This is a genomic window from Streptomyces sp. NPDC092369 (assembly GCF_044755245.1).
In the GTDB taxonomy this organism is placed as follows: domain Bacteria; phylum Actinomycetota; class Actinomycetes; order Streptomycetales; family Streptomycetaceae; genus Streptomyces.
On sequence record NZ_JBIVQP010000001.1, the window covers coordinates 1 to 18,100 of the forward strand.

The 18,100-nt window shown below is 68.9% G+C and carries 11 protein-coding genes; 5 read left to right on the top strand and 6 right to left on the bottom strand.

The annotated features are described in order from the left end of the window. Positions 1–7,234, bottom strand: a 7,234-nt coding sequence (locus tag ACIQI8_RS00005) for an amino acid adenylation domain-containing protein (protein WP_402342496.1), incomplete at its 3' end; no start/stop codon positions are given. A gap of 208 nt (positions 7,235–7,442) precedes the next feature. After that, the gene (locus tag ACIQI8_RS00010; protein ID WP_280878746.1) at positions 7,443–7,652 is read right to left on the bottom strand and encodes an MbtH family protein; all 210 of its coding nucleotides are present in this window, start codon (positions 7,650–7,652) and stop codon (positions 7,443–7,445) included. Between the two features lie 345 nt (positions 7,653–7,997). Between ACIQI8_RS00010 and ACIQI8_RS00015 the strand changes: the two genes are divergently transcribed. The 4 genes from ACIQI8_RS00015 to ACIQI8_RS00030 are packed head-to-tail and all read left to right on the top strand — an operon-like array spanning position 7,998 to position 11,543. Beyond that, entirely contained in the window at positions 7,998–8,999 is a 1,002-nt protein-coding gene (locus ACIQI8_RS00015) for a beta-ketoacyl-ACP synthase 3 (protein WP_402342500.1), read from the top strand. Between the two features lie 18 nt (positions 9,000–9,017). Beyond that, positions 9,018–9,254: an acyl carrier protein gene (locus tag ACIQI8_RS00020; protein WP_402342503.1), complete on the top strand. Its 237-nt coding sequence runs from the start codon at positions 9,018–9,020 to the stop codon at positions 9,252–9,254. Beyond that, entirely contained in the window at positions 9,251–10,489 is a 1,239-nt protein-coding gene (locus tag ACIQI8_RS00025; protein ID WP_402342506.1) for a beta-ketoacyl-[acyl-carrier-protein] synthase family protein, read from the top strand. The genes ACIQI8_RS00020 and ACIQI8_RS00025 overlap by 4 nt, the downstream gene beginning before the upstream one ends. A 16-nt stretch (positions 10,490–10,505) precedes the next feature. After that, positions 10,506–11,543 carry a MupA/Atu3671 family FMN-dependent luciferase-like monooxygenase gene (locus tag ACIQI8_RS00030; RefSeq protein WP_402342509.1) on the top strand — a complete coding sequence of 346 codons (1,038 nt, stop codon included), beginning with the start codon at positions 10,506–10,508 and terminating at the stop codon, positions 11,541–11,543. A 110-nt stretch (positions 11,544–11,653) separates the two neighbouring features. On the opposite strand, the gene ACIQI8_RS00035 is transcribed toward ACIQI8_RS00030, so the two are convergent. Beyond that, positions 11,654–12,532, bottom strand: coding sequence for a transcriptional regulator (locus ACIQI8_RS00035; protein ID WP_402342512.1), 879 nt, complete (start codon positions 12,530–12,532; stop codon positions 11,654–11,656). A gap of 1,058 nt (positions 12,533–13,590) precedes the next feature. Here ACIQI8_RS00035 and ACIQI8_RS00040 point away from each other — a divergent pair. Beyond that, entirely contained in the window at positions 13,591–14,676 is a 1,086-nt protein-coding gene (locus ACIQI8_RS00040; protein WP_402342515.1) for a prephenate dehydrogenase, read from the top strand. Positions 14,677–14,847: 171 nt separating this feature from the next. Here the strand turns inward: ACIQI8_RS00040 and dpgC are convergent, their stop codons facing one another. Genes dpgC through dpgA form a run of 3 tightly spaced genes read right to left on the bottom strand, consistent with a single transcriptional unit; the run spans position 14,848 to position 18,076 of the window. Next, positions 14,848–16,149 carry a (3,5-dihydroxyphenyl)acetyl-CoA 1,2-dioxygenase DpgC gene (gene dpgC, locus ACIQI8_RS00045; protein WP_402342518.1) on the bottom strand — a complete coding sequence of 434 codons (1,302 nt, stop codon included), beginning with the start codon at positions 16,147–16,149 and terminating at the stop codon, positions 14,848–14,850. A 44-nt stretch (positions 16,150–16,193) separates the two neighbouring features. Then, positions 16,194–16,913 carry an enoyl-CoA-hydratase DpgB gene (gene dpgB, locus ACIQI8_RS00050; RefSeq protein ID WP_402342521.1) on the bottom strand — a complete coding sequence of 240 codons (720 nt, stop codon included), beginning with the start codon at positions 16,911–16,913 and terminating at the stop codon, positions 16,194–16,196. Between the two features lie 11 nt (positions 16,914–16,924). Then, entirely contained in the window at positions 16,925–18,076 is a 1,152-nt protein-coding gene (dpgA, locus tag ACIQI8_RS00055) for a 3,5-dihydroxyphenylacetyl-CoA synthase DpgA (RefSeq protein ID WP_402342524.1), read from the bottom strand. Between the last annotated feature and the right edge of the window lie 24 nt (positions 18,077–18,100).

Here is an 18,100-nt window from a genome sequence, read left to right on the forward strand (position 1 = left end):
ACGGCCGCACCCGATCAAACGGCAACCCCAACTCCTCCGGCACACCCGCCAACACACCACGCCAATACGCCACCTGACGCGACATCAAACTCCCAACATCACCCTCCCCACCCAACAACTCCCGCTGCCACAACGCATAATCCGCATACTGAACCGGCAACACACCCCAACCCGGCAACCCACCCCCAACCCCCGCCCCATACGCCACCGACAGATCCCCCGCCAACGGACCCATCGACCACCCATCACCCGCAATGTGATGCACCACCAACACCAACACATGCTCATCCGGACCCACCACGAACAACCACGCCCGCACCGGCACCTCAACCGCAAGATCAAACGCATACCCAGCAGCCCGTGCCACCGCACCCGCCAGCTCCCCGGAGGCGAGTTCGGCCGCCGGCAGCTCCTGGTTCGGCTCGGTCACCGGCAGGTCCATTACGGGCAGATCCCACGACAGCGCGTCGAGATCGAGCAGTTGCGCTCTCGTCTGGTCAGGCTCGGCATCCCCGACCACGGTGGTGACAGTCAGATCCCATTGGAGTTCGTCCAGGTCGAGGACGTGCTGATACGGCTCGCCGTCGGCCACCGGGAACACCGTGCGCAGTGACTCATGACGCCCGATCACATCCCGCAACGCCCCCGACAGCGCATCACGGTCCAACGCCCCCGACAACCGCAACACCACCGGACTGTTGTACGTCGAACTCGGCCCCTCCAACTGACCGATGAACCACAACCGCCGCTGCGCATACGACAACGGCACCCGCTCCGGACGCACCCCCGCCACCAACGCAGGCCGAACCACACCCCCACCACCCAAACGACCAGCCAACCCCGCCACCGTCGGAGACTCAAACAACTCCCGAATCTCCACCTCCACACCCAGCACCGCACGCACCCGACTCACCAACCGAGTCGCCAACAACGAATGCCCACCCAAATCAAAAAAGTCATCCTCCACACCCACCGACGGCAGCCCGAGAACCTCGGCGAAGGCCTGGCACAGGATCTCCTCCTGCACACTGGCCGGCCCCCGCCCGGTGCCCGACACCGCCGCACGATCCGGAGCAGGCAGAGCCCCCCGATCCAGCTTCCCGTTACCGGTCAGCGGAAGACCCTCCATCACCACGACAGCCGAAGGCACCATGTGCTCGGGCAACCGCGTACCGACGTACTCGCGTAGTTCCCGCGCCAGCTGAGCACGATCGACGTCGTCATCCGTCGCCACCACGTAGGCGACGAGGCGCACATCACCCGGCACGTCTTCACGAGCCACGACCGCCGCCTGGGCCACCAGCGGATGCGCGGCCAGGACGGTCTGCACCTCGCCCGGCTCGACCCGATACCCGCGGATCTTCACCTGCTCATCGACACGGCCGGCGAAGACGACCTGACCGTCCGCAGTCCACCGGGCGCGGTCGCCCGTCCGGTACATCCGCTCACCCACGCCGCCATAGGGGCAGGCCACGAACCGCTCCGCCGTCAATCCGGGCCTGCCCACATAGCCCCGCGCCAACTGCGCGCCCGCGACGTAGAGTTCGCCCACCACACCCGGCGCGACCGGCTGCAAACCCTCGTCCAGGACGTAGAACCGGGTGTTGGCCACCGGAGAACCCACCGGAACCACCCCGGAAGCGGCCATCTCCGCCGTCAGACGAGTCGTCGCCACACCGATCGTCGCCTCGGTAGGACCGTAATGATTGAACACCCCCCGATCACCCGCGCCCGCCAGCAATTCACCCACCAACTGCGCGGAAGCCGCCTCACCACCCAGGACAAGGGATTTGGCAGGCAGTACCGCAGCCGCACCGAGTGCCGCGACATGGGACGGGACGGCCTTGAGGAAATCGATCCGATGCTCGGCCAGATAGGAGGCCACGACCGCCGGATCGGTGACCGCGTTCTCGTCCAGAATGTGAAGTTCGCCGCCGGAGGCCAGAGCGGCGAACACCACCGTGTTGCCCAGGTCTGTGGCCTGCGCCTGCAACACCGCGAACCGGCCCGGCCCCTCGAAGCCCACCCGCCCCGGCACCGACGCCACGTAGTTGGCCAGTCCGCCGTGGGTGACCGCGACACCCTTCGGCCGCCCCGTCGAACCCGACGTATAGATCACATACGCCACCTGCCCAGGCACCACACCCGGGATCTCCGGAGCCGTGACAGGAAGCGCCGCCAGCTGCATCGACACCAGGGGACCATCCACCGCCACCAGCCGCTGCCGGCCCGCCGGAAGATCCTCCAACACCTCCTCAGAGGTCAACGTCAGGACAGCACCGCTGTCGGCCAGCATGAACGCGATCCGCTCCGCCGGCTGACCCGGATCCAACGGCAAATACGCAGCCCCCGCCCGCCACACACCCACAATCGCCGCAACCATGTCCACACCCCGCGGCAGGCACAACCCCACCACCGACTCCGCACCCACACCCTGCGCCCGCAAGAAATGCGCCAACCGATTCGCCCGCGCATCCAACTCCCCATACGACACCGACACACCACCCGACACCACCGCGATGGCATCCGGCGCCCGCACCACCTGCCCACCGAACAACTCAACAACCCCAACAGGCGCCACCCCGCCAGCCGTCTCATTCCACACCTCAAGAACCCGACGACGCTCAACGGGATCCAGGACATCGACGGCCCCGACCCGCATCTGCGGATCCTCGACCAACGCCGACAGCACCCGTACCCACCGACCCGCGATCCCCGCCGCGGCCTCCTCGTCGAACAGGTCCGCAGCCACCGTCACCGCACCCCGCACTCCCGCGGGCACCCCCTCGTCGTCGAAGGTCTCTCCGACCATCACGTCCAGGTCGAACTTCGCCGCAGGACGAGCCGTGGACAGCAACTCCACGTCGAGACCGGGGAGTTCAAGCACCGGGGCGTTGGGGTCACGCTGCGAATCGACGGTGTTCAGCTTGGTGAGGACGACTTGGAAGAGGGGGTGTCGGGCCAGCGAACGGGACGGAGCCAACTCCTCCACCAACCGCTCGAACGGCACATCCTGATGCGCATACGCACCAAGACCCGCCTCCCGCACCCGCCCCAACACCTCACGGAACGAAGGATCACCCGACAGATCAGTCCGGATCACCAACGTATTGACGAAGCACCCCACCAGATCATCCAGAGCCTCATCCGTCCGCCCCGCAATCGCCGACCCAATCGGAATATCCGTCCCCGCACCCAAACGACTCAACGTCACAGCCAAAGCCGCCTGCAACACCATGAACACCGTCACACCCTCAGCACGCGCCAAACCCACCAACCGCGCATGCACCCCCGCCGGCACCTCAAACCCCGCCGAAAAACCACGATGCGACGCCACAGACGGCCGCACCCGATCAAACGGCAACCCCAACTCCTCCGGCACACCCGCCAACACACCACGCCAATACGCCACCTGACGCGACATCAAACTCCCAACATCACCCTCCCCACCCAACAACTCCCGCTGCCACAACGCATAATCCGCATACTGAACCGGCAACACACCCCAACCCGGCAACCCACCCCCAACCCGCGCCCCATACGCCACCGACAGATCCCCCGCCAACGGACCCATCGACCACCCATCACCCGCAATGTGATGCACCACCAACACCAACACATGCTCATCCGGACCCACCACGAACAACCACGCCCGCACCGGCACCTCAACCGCAAGATCAAACGCATACCCAGCAGCCTTGACCACTTCTTCGGCCAGGTCCGCCGGGCCCTCGGTCTCCCGTGTCGCGTCCGGTGTGGGGCCCGACGCCGAACCCGACAGGTCGGTGAGGGCCTGGAGGCGGTCGTACGTCTCCTGGGTCTTCACGGCCTCGGTGACCGTCAGGTCCCAGGACAGTTCGTCGAGGTCGAGCACCCGCTGGTAGGGCTCGCCGTCCTCGACCGGGAACACCGTGCGCAAGGCCTCGTGCCGCTCCAGGACATCCCGCAGGGCGGACTCGAGCGCGTCCCGGTCCAGGCGTCCGGAGAGGCCCAGTACGAGCGGGGCGTTGTACGTGGCGTTGGGTCCCTCCAACTGGCCGAGGAACCACAGGCGCCGCTGTGCGAAGGACAGGGGTATGCGCTCGGGGCGCGGGCCGGCGACCAGCGCGGGGCGGGATCCCTCGGCGTCCGCGAGCCGGGCGGCCAAGGCGGCGACGGTGGGGGCCTCGAACACGTCGGCGATCTGAACTTCGACACCCAGCAGGGCCCTGACCCGGCTCACCAGGCGGGTCGCCAGCAGGGAGTGGCCGCCCAGGTCGAAGAAGTCGTCGTCGACCCCGACGCGCTCCAGTCCGAGGACCTCGGCGAAGGCTGCGCAGAGGATCTCCGCCTGCTCCGTGGCCGGTGCCCGGCGCGTGCCGGTCGGGTAGGTGGGCCGTGGGAGCGCCCTGCGGTCGATCTTGCCGTTGCTTGTCAGGGGGAAGCCACCCAGTACGACGACGGCGCTCGGCACCATGTACTCGGGGAGCCGTCCCGACGCGAACGTGCGCACGGTGTTGGGCAGTTCGGCGATGCGGGCGCCGTCGGCCGCGACGACGTACGCCACCAGGCGCTTGTCTCCGGTGGGTTCCTCGTCGACCACCACGATGGCTTGTTCGACGTCGGGGTGTGCGGTCACCACGGACTGCACCTCGCCGGGTTCGATCCGGTAGCCCCGGATCTTCACCTGGTCGTCGGCCCGGCCGACGAAGGCCAGTTGGCCCTCGTCGGTCCAATTGACGCGGTCTCCGGTCTGGTACATGCGGGTGCCGTCCGCGGCGAACGGGTCGGCGACGAAGCGTTGTCCGCTCAGTGCCTGCCGTCCGAGGTAGCCCCGGGCCACTCCGGTTCCGCCGACGTACAGGTCTCCGACGACTCCGGCCGGGACCGGAAGCAGCGCCTGGTCCAGTACGTACACCCGGGTGTTGGGGTTGGGTGTGCCGATGAGCGGCTCGTCGTGGGCGTGCAGGGCGCCGGTCATGGTGGCGCAGACCGTCACCTCGGTGGGGCCGTAGGCGTTGATGAACGTCCGGCCCGGAGCCCAGCGTGCCAGCAGGTCCTTGCCGAGTGCCTCGCCCGCGGAGATCACGGTGGTCACGGAGGGCAGGTCTTCGGGAGCGAGCACCGCGAGGACGGCCGGGGGCAGAGTCGCGTGGGTGACGCCGTGCCGGCTGAGCACCTCCACCAGGCCTGATCCGGGCAGCAGTTCCTCGGCGGGGGCCACCACCAGTCGCGCGCCGGTGCCCAGTGCCATCAGCAGTTCCCAGGTGGCGGCGTCGAAGCCGACCGACGCGAACTGCAGCACCCTGGCACTCTCGTCGACGCCGCATCGCCGGGCCTGTACCGCGGCGAGGTTCACCGCGCCGGCGTGGGTGAGCATGACCGCCTTCGGTGTGCCCGTGGATCCCGAGGTGTAGATGACGTAGGCCAAGCCGTCCGGCTTCAGGGCTGCTTGGGGCGCGGTGACGGGTGCGGACGCGAGGGCGGCCTGTACGGGGGTGGAGTCCACGGCGAGTGTCAGGACGCGCCTGACCGGGAGGTCGTCGAGGAGTTCCTCCTTGCCGAGCAGCATCGCGGCGCGGCTGTCGGCGAGCATGAAGCCGATGCGTTCGGCGGGCAGCGAGGTGTCGATCGGCAGGTAGGCCGCGCCGGCTTTGAGGACCGCGACCAGGGAGACCACCAGGTCCACGCCGCGGTCCATGGCGACCGCGACCACGGACTCCGGGCCGACGCCGTGGGCCTTGAGGTGGTGTGCGAGGCGGTTGGCCCGCTCGTCGAGTTGTGCGTACGACAGCCGGAGTTCGTCGGATGCCACGGCCACGGCGTCCGGTGTCCGCGCCGCCTGGGCGGCGAAGAGTGCGGGGACGGTGGTGGCCTCGATGTCGGTGCCGGTCCCGGTCCCGTTCCATTCGACCAGCGCGCGCAGGCGCTCGTCGTGTTCCAGGAGGTCCACGCGGCCGACCGGATCGGTGGGGGCGGCGGTGACGATCCAGTTCAGGATGCGCAGGAAGCGGCGGGCGATGTCCGTGGCCGCGGCGGGCTCGTGGACGTCGAGGTTGACGTCCACGTCGAGCTGCACGCCGGGTTCGCCGAGCCTGCTGTAGATGTCGATGCGGGCGTTGTCGATCGGGCCGGTGGAGAGGTTGTGGCAGGTGATCCGGCAGTCACCGAACCGTTCGGGATAGTCGAAGGACATGACGTTGACGTGCAGACCGCACAGCGTGTCGCCCTTCACGCGCTTCAGGTCCCGGAGGGTGTTCTCGTAGCGGTACCGCTGCTGACGCCAGCCCTCGCGGATGGCGCCGGTGGCCTGTCGGACGACGTCGGCGAGGGTGGTCTTCCGGTCGAACCGGACGCGTACCGGCATGTTGTTCGCGGTCATGCCGGGAATGCCGAGGGCTCGCTCGCCGAGCCGGCCGGCCACCGGGAGGCCGATGGCGACGTCCTGGTCTCCGGTGACGCGGTGCTGGTGGATGGCCGCCGCGGTGATCACCAGGCCGGCGAGACTGGTCCTCAACCGCCGTGCGACGGACTCGAGTTCGGTGACCTGTTCGGCTTCGATACGGTCCCGGTGGCGCACCAGCGTGTCGGGCAGGCCTCCCCCCGTCAGGCCGCCGCCCGCGTCCGTGTCCGCGAGGTCGGACAGGGTGTCGAGCCAGTACGCGCGGTCGCGGGCGAAGTCGGGTGAGTCCTGGTAAGCGCGGTCCGCCGCAAGCAGTACGGACAAGGGCTCCAGGGGCCGGCCCTCCGGGGCTCGGCCGGTCAGGAGTGCGTCGTAGAGCCGGCCGACCCGGGTGGCGATGGGGGCCGCGGCCGGGCCGTCGACGATGAGGTGGTGGTAGCGCTGGTACCAGAAGTGGTGCTCGGGGCCGAGCTTGAGCAGGGCGAAGGCGAACAGCGGCCCGTCCGTGAGAGGGGCGGGGCGGCGGAACTCCGCCCGCATCCATTCCTGGGCGGCCGCGTCCGGGTCCGGCTCGGCGCTGACGTCGATGACATGGACCGGGTAGCCCTCGTGCGGGCCAGCGACGTACTGCATGGGGGTGCCGTCGATCACCCGGAAGCGCAGCCGGAGGCTGTCCGCCTCGTCGACGGTGCGCCGCAGGGCCTCCACGAAGAGCTCGACGTTCAGGTCGCCGTTGATCTCCAGATACTCGGCGACGTTGTAGATCGGGTTTTCGGGCGCGAGTTGCTGCGCCTGCCAGATCTCCAACTGGCCAGCCATCAGATGCTGGATTTCGCGGTCGATAGCAGCCATTCCCGTCCACCCCAAGTATTCCGGCACGCCTATTGACAAACAGAGGTCAGCCGCCGTTCAGGCATGCTGAAAGGCGCCCAGTCCCGCTGAGGGAACCGCGCCTTGGCAATTGGAAGTCCGTGGAGCGCGGACAGCGCCCCGGCAGTCTGTCAAGCAGGATCGCTGCCGCTCGGCGGACCCGAACGAGGGATCGCCGAGCGGCAGCGGTTCACTTCCCCATGGCCTCGATCAGGCTCTTGGGTCGCATGTCGGTCCAGGACTTCTCGATGTAGTCGAGGCACTCCTGCCGTCCGGCCTCGCCGAATACGGTCTTCCAGCCGTCGGGTACATCGACGAAGACCGGCCAGAGCGAGTGCTGTCCTTCGTCGTTGACCAGGACCAAGTAGATGCCATCCGGGTCGTCGAACGGATTAGTCACGACGCCGTCCCTTCCTGGGTGAATTGAATCGGGCAGCCATGGGTCTGCCCCGATGAACGATGGTCCGCGCCCTGAGGCTAATCAAATCCCGGCGATCACCACACCCGCCGTTCAACTGCGTCGCCGCACCAGTTGAACAGGGCTCCGGTGCGGGCCGGGTCCGGTGAAGGGCAGTTCACGCCTGCCGTGAGGTGCGGTGCCGGCGGGGCGCTCCGCCTGCGGATGCCCGAAGTCGGCCGCGGTTGTGCCGTGTTCTCGACCTGGATACGGTCGCCGGACGAAGAATTCATGAGGAATGCGATGGCGTCTGCTGTGCCGACAGGCGGTACTCAAAGGAGCGGCAAGATGCAGGTACCGGGCGTCAGCGCGGCCGTGGTCGCCGGATTGGGCACCTGTTTACCTTCCACAAAGGTTGACAACGCGTCACTGCCGGATCACCTGGACACCAGTGACGAATGGATTCGCACCAGGACGGGAATATCCTCGCGCCGTCGCACCGCCCCTGATGTCTCCGTGAACGATCTGGCCTGTGCGGCCGCCGCCAATGCGATGAGTTCGGCGGGGACCGGCACGGTAGGGGCCCTCATTCTCGCCACCACGACACCGGAACGTCCTTGTCCGCCTGCCGCACCCGAGATCGCGTACCGCATGGGGCAGGGAAGGATTCCCGCATTCGACGTGTCAGCTGTCTGCAGTGGATTCCTGTATGCCGCCGCGGCGGCCGGAGGTCTGATCACAGCCGGCATCGTGGACAGTGTTCTGGTGGTCGCGGCCGAAACCTATTCCCGCATTGTCGACCCCTTCGACCGGTCCACGGCGGTGCTCTTCGGAGACGGTGCGGGGGCTGTGCTGCTGCGCCGCGGCTCCGCAGGCGAGCAGGGCGCGTTGCTCGCGTTCGACCTCGGCAGCGACGGCTCCGGTGCGGAGCTCATCCGTGTTCCCGGCGCCCGTGAACAGCCGACCGGCGAGCGCTGGTTCTCGATGGCGGGACGGAAGGTGTATCTCCAGGCGGTCGAGCAGATGACGAACTCGGCCCTGCGGGTGATGAAGGACTGCTCCTGGAGTCCCGAGACGCTCGACCTGCTCGTACCGCATCAGGCGAACGCCCGCATCGTCGAGGCGGTGGCGAAGCGGCTCGGCCTGCCACCCGAGCGCGCGCTCTGCGCGCTCGCCGAGGTGGGCAACACGGCGGCCGCCTCCATTCCGCTGGCCCTGGCCGAGGCGACGGCCGCCCATGAACTCGAGCCCGGTGACCGGACCGTACTGACCGCCTTCGGCGGCGGCCTCACCTGGGCGTCGGCCGCGCTGGTCTGGCCCCGGCTGACAGCTGTCCATTCGGAGATCTGAGTGAGAAGGGAATGCAGCATGTATGTCACGTACCTCACCACCATCCTGAACACCGTCTACAAGGTTCCCGGCCCCATCGACCCGGAGAGGTCGTTCATGGAACTGGCGGTGGATTCCCTCTCTCTCGCGGAGCTCGGAGCGCAGCTTGAGGAGGAGCTGGGTGTGACGGTCGACGAGGAGGACCTCAGCGCCGTCACAACCGTCTCCGGGCTGGCCGACCTCCTGGAATCCCGAGGCGCGGTCATCCCCGCATGAAAGCCAGGGGACTTCGGCGCCCGGAGGTGGTGATCACCGGGATCGGGATGGTCACGCCGGCCGGGGTCGGTACGAGCCTGGCCTGGAAGACGGTCTGCGCCGGGCTGCCGACGGCCGCCGCGGATCCGCGGCTCGAGGGCATGGCCGTCGATTTCAGTTGCGCCGTGCGGGAGTTCGACGCGGACGGATTGCTGGGTGTCGAGGCGCGCCGAATGGATCCCTTCACGCAGTACGCGACGGCCGCGGCCCGCGAGGCCGTCTCCGACGCCGCACCGGCGGCCGGGGACTGGGATCCGGCCAGGGTCGGCGTGCTCATGGGCACGGCGCTCGGTGGGCACGCCACCTGGCAGGAGCAGGGAGCGCGGTTGCGGGACAGGGGGCCGCGTGCGGTCAATCCGCTGACCGTGCCGAAGGGCATCGGCAATATCGCCGCGGCCAACGTGGCCATGGAACTCGGTCTGCACGGCCCCGCTCTGAGCCTGTCCACCGCGTGTGCGTCGGGCACCACTGCGCTGGGGTTCGCCCTCGACCTGCTGCGCGCCGACCGCTGCGACGTCGTCCTGGCGGGCGGCACCGAAGCCGGCGTCTCGCCGCTCATGTCCACCGGGTTCGATCGGCTCAAGGCGCTGTCCCGGCGTCGTGACGAACCCGCTGTCGCGTCCCGGCCGTTCGACCGGCAGCGCGACGGTTTCGTACTGGGAGAGGGCGCCGCCGTTCTCGTACTGGAGCGCGCCGCGGACGTGAGGGCGCGCGGCCGGCACGCCTACGCCAGGCTCCTCGGCTACGGCGAATCCTCGGACGCGCACCACCTCACGGCACCGCATCCCGACGGGCTGGGCGCTCAACTCGCGTTGCGGCAGGCCCTGCAGGACGCGGAGCTCGGTCCGTCGGACATCGCCTTCATCAACGCTCACGCGACCAGCACACCCCAGGGCGACGCCATCGAAGCGCGGCTCATCGAGCAGGTCTTCGGGAGCGGCACACCGGTCACCTCCGTCAAGGGCGTGACCGGACACATGCTGGGGGCCGCGGGAGCCGTCGAAGCCGCGTTCACCGCTCTCTCGGTCGAACAGGGAATCATCCCGCCCACCGCGAACTTCGGCGAGCGGGATCCCGGCACTCCCGAGATCGACCTCGTGCACGGTGCGCCCAGACATACGCCCGTAGGGGCGGCCGTCAGCAATTCCTTCGGTTTCGGCGGCCACAACGCGGTCGTCGTCCTCGGCACAGTCTGAGCGAGATGGGGTCTCCGTGGATTTCAGCCTTCTGTATTTCGCCAACCGTGAGGTCGTAGACCCACCGCAGGAGTACGAACTGCTGCTGGAAACAGCCCGATTCGCCGACGAGCACGACTTCAAGGCTCTCTGGATTCCGGAGCGGCACTTCCATCCCTTCGGCGGCGCGTATCCGAATCCGGCGCTCGCCGCGGCGGCGCTCGCCACCAGGACCCGGCGCATCCGGCTCCGGGCGGGCAGCGTCGTGCTTCCGCTGCGCGACCCGCTGACCGTGGTCGAGGACTGGTCGTTCGTGGACAACCTCTCCTACGGGCGGGTCGATCTCGCGATGGCCACCGGGTGGAACCCCAACGACTTCGTGCTGGCTCCCGACCGGTACGCGGACCGCCGGCAGTACACGCTGGACACGATCGAGGAGATCAAGAGCCTGTGGGCCGGCAAGCGGCTGTCGCGGCGCAACGGCGAGGGCGAGCTGGTCGAAACACTGACGTATCCGCGGCCCGTCCAGCCGGAGCCGGACATCTGGCTCACCTGCACGTCGAGTCCCGAGTCGTTCGCCCAGGCCGGGGCGCGGGGACTCAACGTCCTGACGGCGCTGCTGTTCCAGAGCACGGACGAACTGACCGAGAAGATCAAGCGTTATCGTGCCGCCCGCGAGGAGCACGGCCACGACCCCGCGGCGGGCACGGTGACCCTCATGCTGCACACGTTCGTGGGAGAGACCGACCGCGCGGTGCGCGACACGGTACGTGGCCCGTTCGGCGAGTATCTGCTTTCGTCCATCGATCTGTGGAAGAGGCAGTGGAGCGAGCTTCAGCAGGCCGCTCCCGAACGGTTGGCCCAGCTGGCCTTCCAACGCTACTTCCACGCCGCGGCCCTGTTCGGATCGGTCGACAAGTGCACCGCCTTCGCACGCACCCTCGGGGCGGCCGGAGTGGACGAGATCGCCTCGCTCGTCGATTTCGGAGTCGACGGTCAGAAGGTGCTCGCCGCGCTCCCCCACCTCGACGAGGTACGGCGGCGGGTGCAGGAGGGCGAGGCCACGGCCGCGTAGCCACGGCTGCCGCTGCTCCTTCAGGCCGCGGAATCGGGTGAGCACCCCGACGCAGGTACTGTGCGTCGGGGTGCTCACCGATGGGAGTCCCTAGGGGTGCGGGCCCCCTCTCACTGCGTGCGCTCGTCCAGTTCCTTCGCGAACTCCGTCCAGGTCTCCGCGTACTGGCGTGCCAGGTCGACCACCAGGTCCCCGCAGTGCGACGGCACCGCGTCGGCCAGCTTGGACCAGTCCTGTTCTCCCAAGGCGTTCTGCTGCAGCACCCGCAGCAGACGCCTTCCTGCCTCCTTGTGCCGCAGTGACGGATCACGCAGCAGTTTCTCCAGCAGGGGCACCGGATCCGGCGGGCCCAGCCGCGCTTTGCGTGCGGTTCGGCGCTCGCCGGCCCGGCCGGGTTGTGGGGTCTCCTGCGGCTCGTCGTCGGCGGCGGACTCGTCCGGCCTCGGCTCCGGCACCGGCGGCTCGCCGGACATGATCCGTTTGCGGACATCGCTCACGGTCGCCGGAGAGATTCCGGCGAGTCGTGCCAGTTCGCGCAGTGAGGCGTCCGGGTGCTCGGCGATGAGTGCCGCGGCCCGCTCCCGTCCCTCCGCGCTGTTGAGGGGCCGCAGTTTGCCGTCCCTCCCGATGCGTGCGCTCGTCCGCGCAGCGGCGTCGAAGACGCTGCGCCGGACCGCTGCCACCGTCTTGGCGCCCAGCCCGGTGGCCCGTGCGATCGCCCGGTCCGACATCTCGGGATGGGACGAGATGATGCGCTCGGTCGCTGCTCGCCGGTCTTCCTTGGAGAGCGGAAGGCCATGCGTGACATTCGCTTCGACGGCCCGCAGGAAGGCCTCTTCAGCGGTGCCGTCGAAGAACTCGACGAGGATCGACTCGTCGCCCCTGAGGAGGGCCGCCGTGAGACGGTGCATCCCGTCGATCACCCGCATGCTGCGCCGCTCCACAAGGATCGGCGGAAGCGGTTCGTCGATCTCCAACAGCCGGCCCACGTGCTCCGCGTCCTGTCCTTCCAGACGCGGAGAGTCGGCGGGGAGGAGTGAGGCGATGGAAATGGAAACGGCGGTTCGTTTCGGAGCTCTCGGATGGCTGGCGGCTCTGATTAGATCGACTGACTTTTTTGCGGGTTCCCGTCGTCGTAATTGGACAATCTCGCTCTTCAAACTGATCTCCCCCATTGCCGCACGGTAAGAATCGATTTTTCTCGATGCCTTCCACTGGTCACACCAGCTTGTGCAGAGATTTCAGGGAATGTGGGAGAAGGCGAGCACCGACTCTCCCTCCCCGTTCCATACATGCGGCCCATGTACGTGGAACGAGAAGCACCATCGACGATCCGGTAACGGCTTCGGTACTACACCTGGCCGTTCCCCACGAGCCCCAGAAGTCTCGTTCGAACATACATCAGAGGTCACGGTTTGGGTACAGAGCCCTCCAGGCATGCGCAAGGTCAATCCCTCGTTCAACTGCGGCATCGCATCGGTTGAACGGCGCGCCAGGGGCTGGCGGTTGGGCCGGCGGACCGGGCCGCCGCAGGGGTCTCACCCGCACGACCGTTCGGGGCTCCGCTTCAGCCGCCGGAATTTCTGTGCGGTCGCTGATATTCCGCTTCGCGTCGATCGATGACGACACCGGCCGACAGGCGTCGCGAGATGGAATCGAAGACTACTTTCATAAACAATACGGACACGGCAACCGCGCACCGCGGTCAATCGTCTCGGACGACACCGCGCAGTACGCTGGGACAGGGGCACGAAAAAACAACCCAATGGGCGCATATGTCCAGGTGAAAGCTCCCGTTGGCCAATGGTTCGGAATCATCGAGACATCCTCGCCGCGCACGGGCATGCGTCCTGGGCGACCTCTCTCCGCACATGCCGCCGCACGTCAATTCTTCGGCCGCGGCCGCCGGTTGCGTCACTGTCTTTCGAATGCGTCCAGACCTTTGAAAGGAATCCCTCATGTGCGCAGGCACCACCGACGATGCGGCCGCCACCATTCGGGCAGTGTGCCCACGGCTCCGGACACCCCGGACGACGGGCGGCCACCGATGAGAAGTGCCACGGTCATCGGAACCGGCGCCATCGGTACATCGGTCGCCCTCGCCCTGACGCGCAACGGCGTGGCGGTGCATCTTCAGGACGTGAACAGCACAGCGGCCAGGACAGCCGAGGCGATGGGGGCGGGCTCGCTCCAGACGCCCCAGGAACCGGTCGACCTCGCGGTGCTCGCCGTACCGCCCGCCCACATCGCCACCGAACTCGCGCGCGTCCAGCGCGCCGGCCTCGCCCGTGCCTACACCGACGTCGCCAGCGTGAAGGCGGGGCCGCACCGCGACCTGCACAGCCAGAGCGCCGACGCCGCCAGCTACGTCGGCGGTCATCCGCTGGCCGGCACCGAGCGCTCGGGACCGCTGGCCGGGCGAGCCGACCTGTTCGAGGGCCGCCCTTGGGTCCTCACCCCGTCGGCGCACACCGAGGAGGCCGTCCTCAACCGCGCGCTGGAGCTGGTCGCGCTGTGCGCCGCCACCCCGGTGATCATGGACGCCACCGCGCACGACCGGGCCGTCGCCCTCACCTCGCACGCGCCACACCTCGTCTCCTCCCTCATGGCGGCCCGGCTCGGGGGCGCCCCGGAGGGGAGCATCCGGGTCTCGGGGCAGGGGTTGCGGGACGTCACCCGCATCGCGGCCGGCAATCCGGCGCTCTGGCAGGACGTCCTCCATGCCAACGCGGAGGCGGTGGCGGAGATTCTCGACGCCTACGCGGCCGATCTCGGCCTGGTCATCGCCGCGCTGCGCGACCTGACCAGCGCCGATCCGGTGGCTCGCAAGCGCGCGGCGGAGGACGTGGAGCGACTGCTCGAACAGGGCTGCGCAGGGCGAGCCCTTATCGAGCACAAACCGGGCACGTCACTGGCCGACCTGGCCGCGGTCACCGTCACGATCCCGGATCAGCCGAATTCGCTCGCCCAAGTGTTCGCCGCCGTCGGCGAGATCGGCGTCAACATCGAGGACGTCCGTATCGAACACTCGCCGGGCCATGGACAGGGCCTCGTCGAACTTCTCGTACGGCGGACCGCGGCTCCGGAGCTGTCCCGGCTGCTGGGCGCCGGCGGCTGGTCCGCTTCGCTCTGAGGGGCACACGGCGCTCCGCGAAGGCCGGCGGCCCTCGACGCCGTCCTCGCCGTGCCTGCGCCGCCGCTCCCCCTCGTACGGCGGCCCGTCAGCGGCTACCCCGTCGTAGTCTTCAGGGGGAACTGACGGGCCGTTCCTCTCCCGTACGCGACGCGGGGCTCCCCGCGTCGCTCACCGCGGGCTCGCCGGCCTCGCCGCGGAGAAGCGGCCGACCTTGTCGAGGACGTCGGAGCTGTACAGGCGCAGTACCTGCTGAAGGGCGAACTCGGCCATGTACAGGCGAAAGGCGTCCACCGGTTCCTCGGCGAGGTTCAGCATCCGTCGGTTGGCGACGACGGCCGGTCCTCGGAGGCGTTCGACGCTCCGCTCCACCGCGAGGTCCAGTTCTTCGCTCTCGTGCACTTCGTCCACGAGCAGCCGGGCCGCCGGTTCCGTCGCCCGGATGCGGCGCCCTTCGAGGATCACCTGGCGGGACAGGCGAGTGCCGGCGGCCCGGCTCAGCCGAAGCGCCGAGGCCCCGGGGATGATGCCCTCCTTGGCGGCAGGCAGGCTGAGGAACGCGTCCGACGCGGCGAGGACGTGGTCGAACACGAACAACAGCTGCGCGCCACCGCCGATGGCGAAGGTGTCCACCGCGGCGACCCAGGGCTTCTCGACCGTCGCACCCCGCCAGCCCGCACCGTCCTCGACGCGGATGCCGCGCAGGATTTTGTGGAGGTATCCCAGTTCGCGCCGCAGGAGGAAGTCGACCAGTGAAATGCCGCCGCCGTGCAGGGACTTGAGGTTGATGCCCGCGCTGAACACACGCCGCCCCCGGTAGCGGGGATGTGTCATCTCACCGCCGCGCAGCAGACAGACCTCCGTCCCGGTGTCCAGAAGCGCGAGGTCGACGGCCGTCTCCATGTCGTCGATCTGCTGGTTGTCCTCGGCGTTGAGACAGTCGTCGCGGCACATGGTCAGGCGGGCCACCGCGGCGTCACGTTCCAGCCGTACGGAGCCCAGGTCCGCCGTGCCCGTCCTGCTGAACTCCGCCAGCAGGGCGAGCGCGCGCGGGGTCGGGGTGAGAAGGGTGTCGATCAGGTGCGGGCCTGCCTGCGACGAGCGCAACACCCGGCTGAAGAAGATGCCCTGATCGATCTCGTGTCCTTCCTTTCCCGCCTGCGGCAGGGCGCGTTCGGCCTTGAGCCGGTCGGCCGTGGGCACCAGTCCGGGGAACGCCGTCGCGGCGGCCTCGGCGAGTTCGGCGAGCCTTGGGCGGCGGGTGCGGCCGGCGGTGAGTTCGTCGTAGACCGCGTCGGTGTGCGCGTCCATGAAGGCGGCACGCAGAGTCCGGGTGGCGTCGAGCGTCGCCGCGGCGCGGTCGCGCTGTCGCGGTGACCGCTCCTGCGGCCCCGGCAGGGCGTCCAGGAGTTCGTCGGTTTGTGCGGCGGACTCGGCGAGCGCGGCCCGGGCGTGCGTCAATTCGGCTGTCACGGAGACTAGTTGGCCTCCCCGCGAGATCTGGTCGTCGGCGGCGCTCACGACGCGACTTCGCCCGCCGCCACCGCCGCCCGCCGCAAGGTGCGGTCGCAGGCGGCCAGATGGGCGCCGAGCGCCTCCTCGAATCCGGTGGTGGAGGCGTCGAGCATCAGCTGCCGACGTATCGCCAGTTCGGTGCCCGAGACGGTCGCGAGCCGTTCCCCCGCGAGGGCCAGGGCGCGGGCCGGGTCGTCCGACAGTTCGTCGAGGAGGTGCAGTGCCAGTGCCTCGGACGCGTCGACGGGGGTGCCGAAGAGCAGCGCACGGCGGATCACTGAGCCGCTCGCACCGTGCCGGCCGAGCCTGTACAGCGCCATGCCGGGCCAGGTGCCGCCCTCCCCGGCCGGCAGCAGCAGTCGTACGGAGTGGGTGGCGATGCGGTAGTCGGTGGCCAGCAGCGCGTCCAGTGCCAGCCCGCCGCAGTCGCCGGCGACGACGGCGACGGTCGCGGCCGGCAGGCGCTCCAGGCGGCGCAGCGCGCGTTCCCACTTGCTCACCAGGGACACCGTCGGATGTCCCGCCCAGGGGTCCTGGGGGGCGCCGGACACGTGGACGACGACCTTGCTCCGGCCGCCGCGGTCCTCGGCGCTGTCGCAGGCCGCGCTCACCGCGCCGATCCACTCGGCCGACAGCGCCTGGCGTCCGTCGATCCGCAGCACCAGTTCGTCGGCTCCGTCGGGGAGCCCTTCGGTCTGCGGCATGCTCTCGCTGGTGTTCATCTGGCCTTCCCTCACCATTGCGCCAACGCCGTTTCGATGGTCGAACCGGGGCCCATCGTCATCAGGACGCCGTAGTCACCGGCTTGGGTGACCCGCTCCCGGAGCAGCCGTTCGTAGGAGAAGAGGAAGGAGCCGCTCGACACATTGCCCTGGTCGCGCAGGACTCCTGTCGTGTGCCGGAGGTCGTGGCGGGTGAGCCCGAGGTTGACCCGTACGGCGTCGATGACTTTCTTACCGCCCGAGTGCACGAGCCAATGGCTGATCTCGCTGCGCCGCAGTCCGGCACCGGACAGCAGCCGGTCGACGACCTGTTCCGCGTTGGCACCGACCACGTAGGGGATCTCGGGGTCGAGATAGAAGCTGAACTTCGCCTGGTCGTCGTCCCAGTCGTACCGCATCGCGTCGATCGCGTCGGTGATGAGGTGGCTGGCGAAGCCGATGAGGCGCGGGCTGCCGGGGACCGCCGGCAGGTCGGCCGGACCGTAGGCGGTGTCGGGGGTGTCGGCGACCAGGGCGATCGCCGCGGCGCCGTCGCCGAACAGACTGTTCACCACCGCGGTGCGCATCGACGAGTCGATGACGTAGGCGGCCGAGCAGGCTTCCACGCACAGCAGGACCGCCACCTTGCCGGGGTTGGCGACCGCCCAGCCCGCGACGGCGTTGAGGGCGTTGAGTCCGGCGTTGCATCCCATGCCGACCACGTCGACCCGGCTGGTCCTGGGGAGGATTCCCATCTCCCGGATGAGCAGGGCGCTCAGTCCCGGGGTGAGGAAGCCGGTGGTGGTGACGCAGCACAGGTAGTCGATGTCCGAGACGTCGAGGCCCGAGTCGTCCAGGCAGCTCCGCACCGCTCTCGCCCCCATGTCCAGGGCGAGCCGTTTGTGTTTGGCGAGCAGCTCGCCCTGCGGTTCGGGGAGGCAGACGCCGTCGGCGTCCAGGGGCGGCACGGTGAGGTGGCGCCGTTCGATGGCACTGTTGAGGAAGACGGAGCGGACCCGGGGGTCGGTGATCCGGAAGAGGTCGAGGAGTTCACGCTGGGTGTAGGAGACTCCGGAGGTCGCCGTTCCGATACCCACGATGGCGGCGGCGCCGGTGTTCTTGCCGTGGTGGGCGCCGAGTTCGGTGGTGAGGTCGGTGCTCGGACGGTCCGTGGTGATGGTCATCGGTAGGTCCACCCCCACATCCGG

Bases quoted from the DNA above. Each gene is read 5' to 3' on its own strand.
- ACIQI8_RS00020 (WP_402342503.1), top strand. From the start codon at position 9,018: ATGTATGTCACGTACCTCACCACCATCCTGAACACCGTCTACAAGGTT.
- ACIQI8_RS00015 (WP_402342500.1), top strand. From the start codon at position 7,998: ATGCAGGTACCGGGCGTCAGCGCGGCCGTGGTCGCCGGATTGGGCACC.
- dpgB (WP_402342521.1), bottom strand. From the start codon at position 16,913: ATGAACACCAGCGAGAGCATGCCGCAGACCGAAGGGCTCCCCGACGGA.
- dpgA (WP_402342524.1), bottom strand. From the start codon at position 18,076: ATGACCATCACCACGGACCGTCCGAGCACCGACCTCACCACCGAACTC.
- ACIQI8_RS00040 (WP_402342515.1), top strand. From the start codon at position 13,591: ATGAGAAGTGCCACGGTCATCGGAACCGGCGCCATCGGTACATCGGTC.
- ACIQI8_RS00025 (WP_402342506.1), top strand. From the start codon at position 9,251: ATGAAAGCCAGGGGACTTCGGCGCCCGGAGGTGGTGATCACCGGGATC.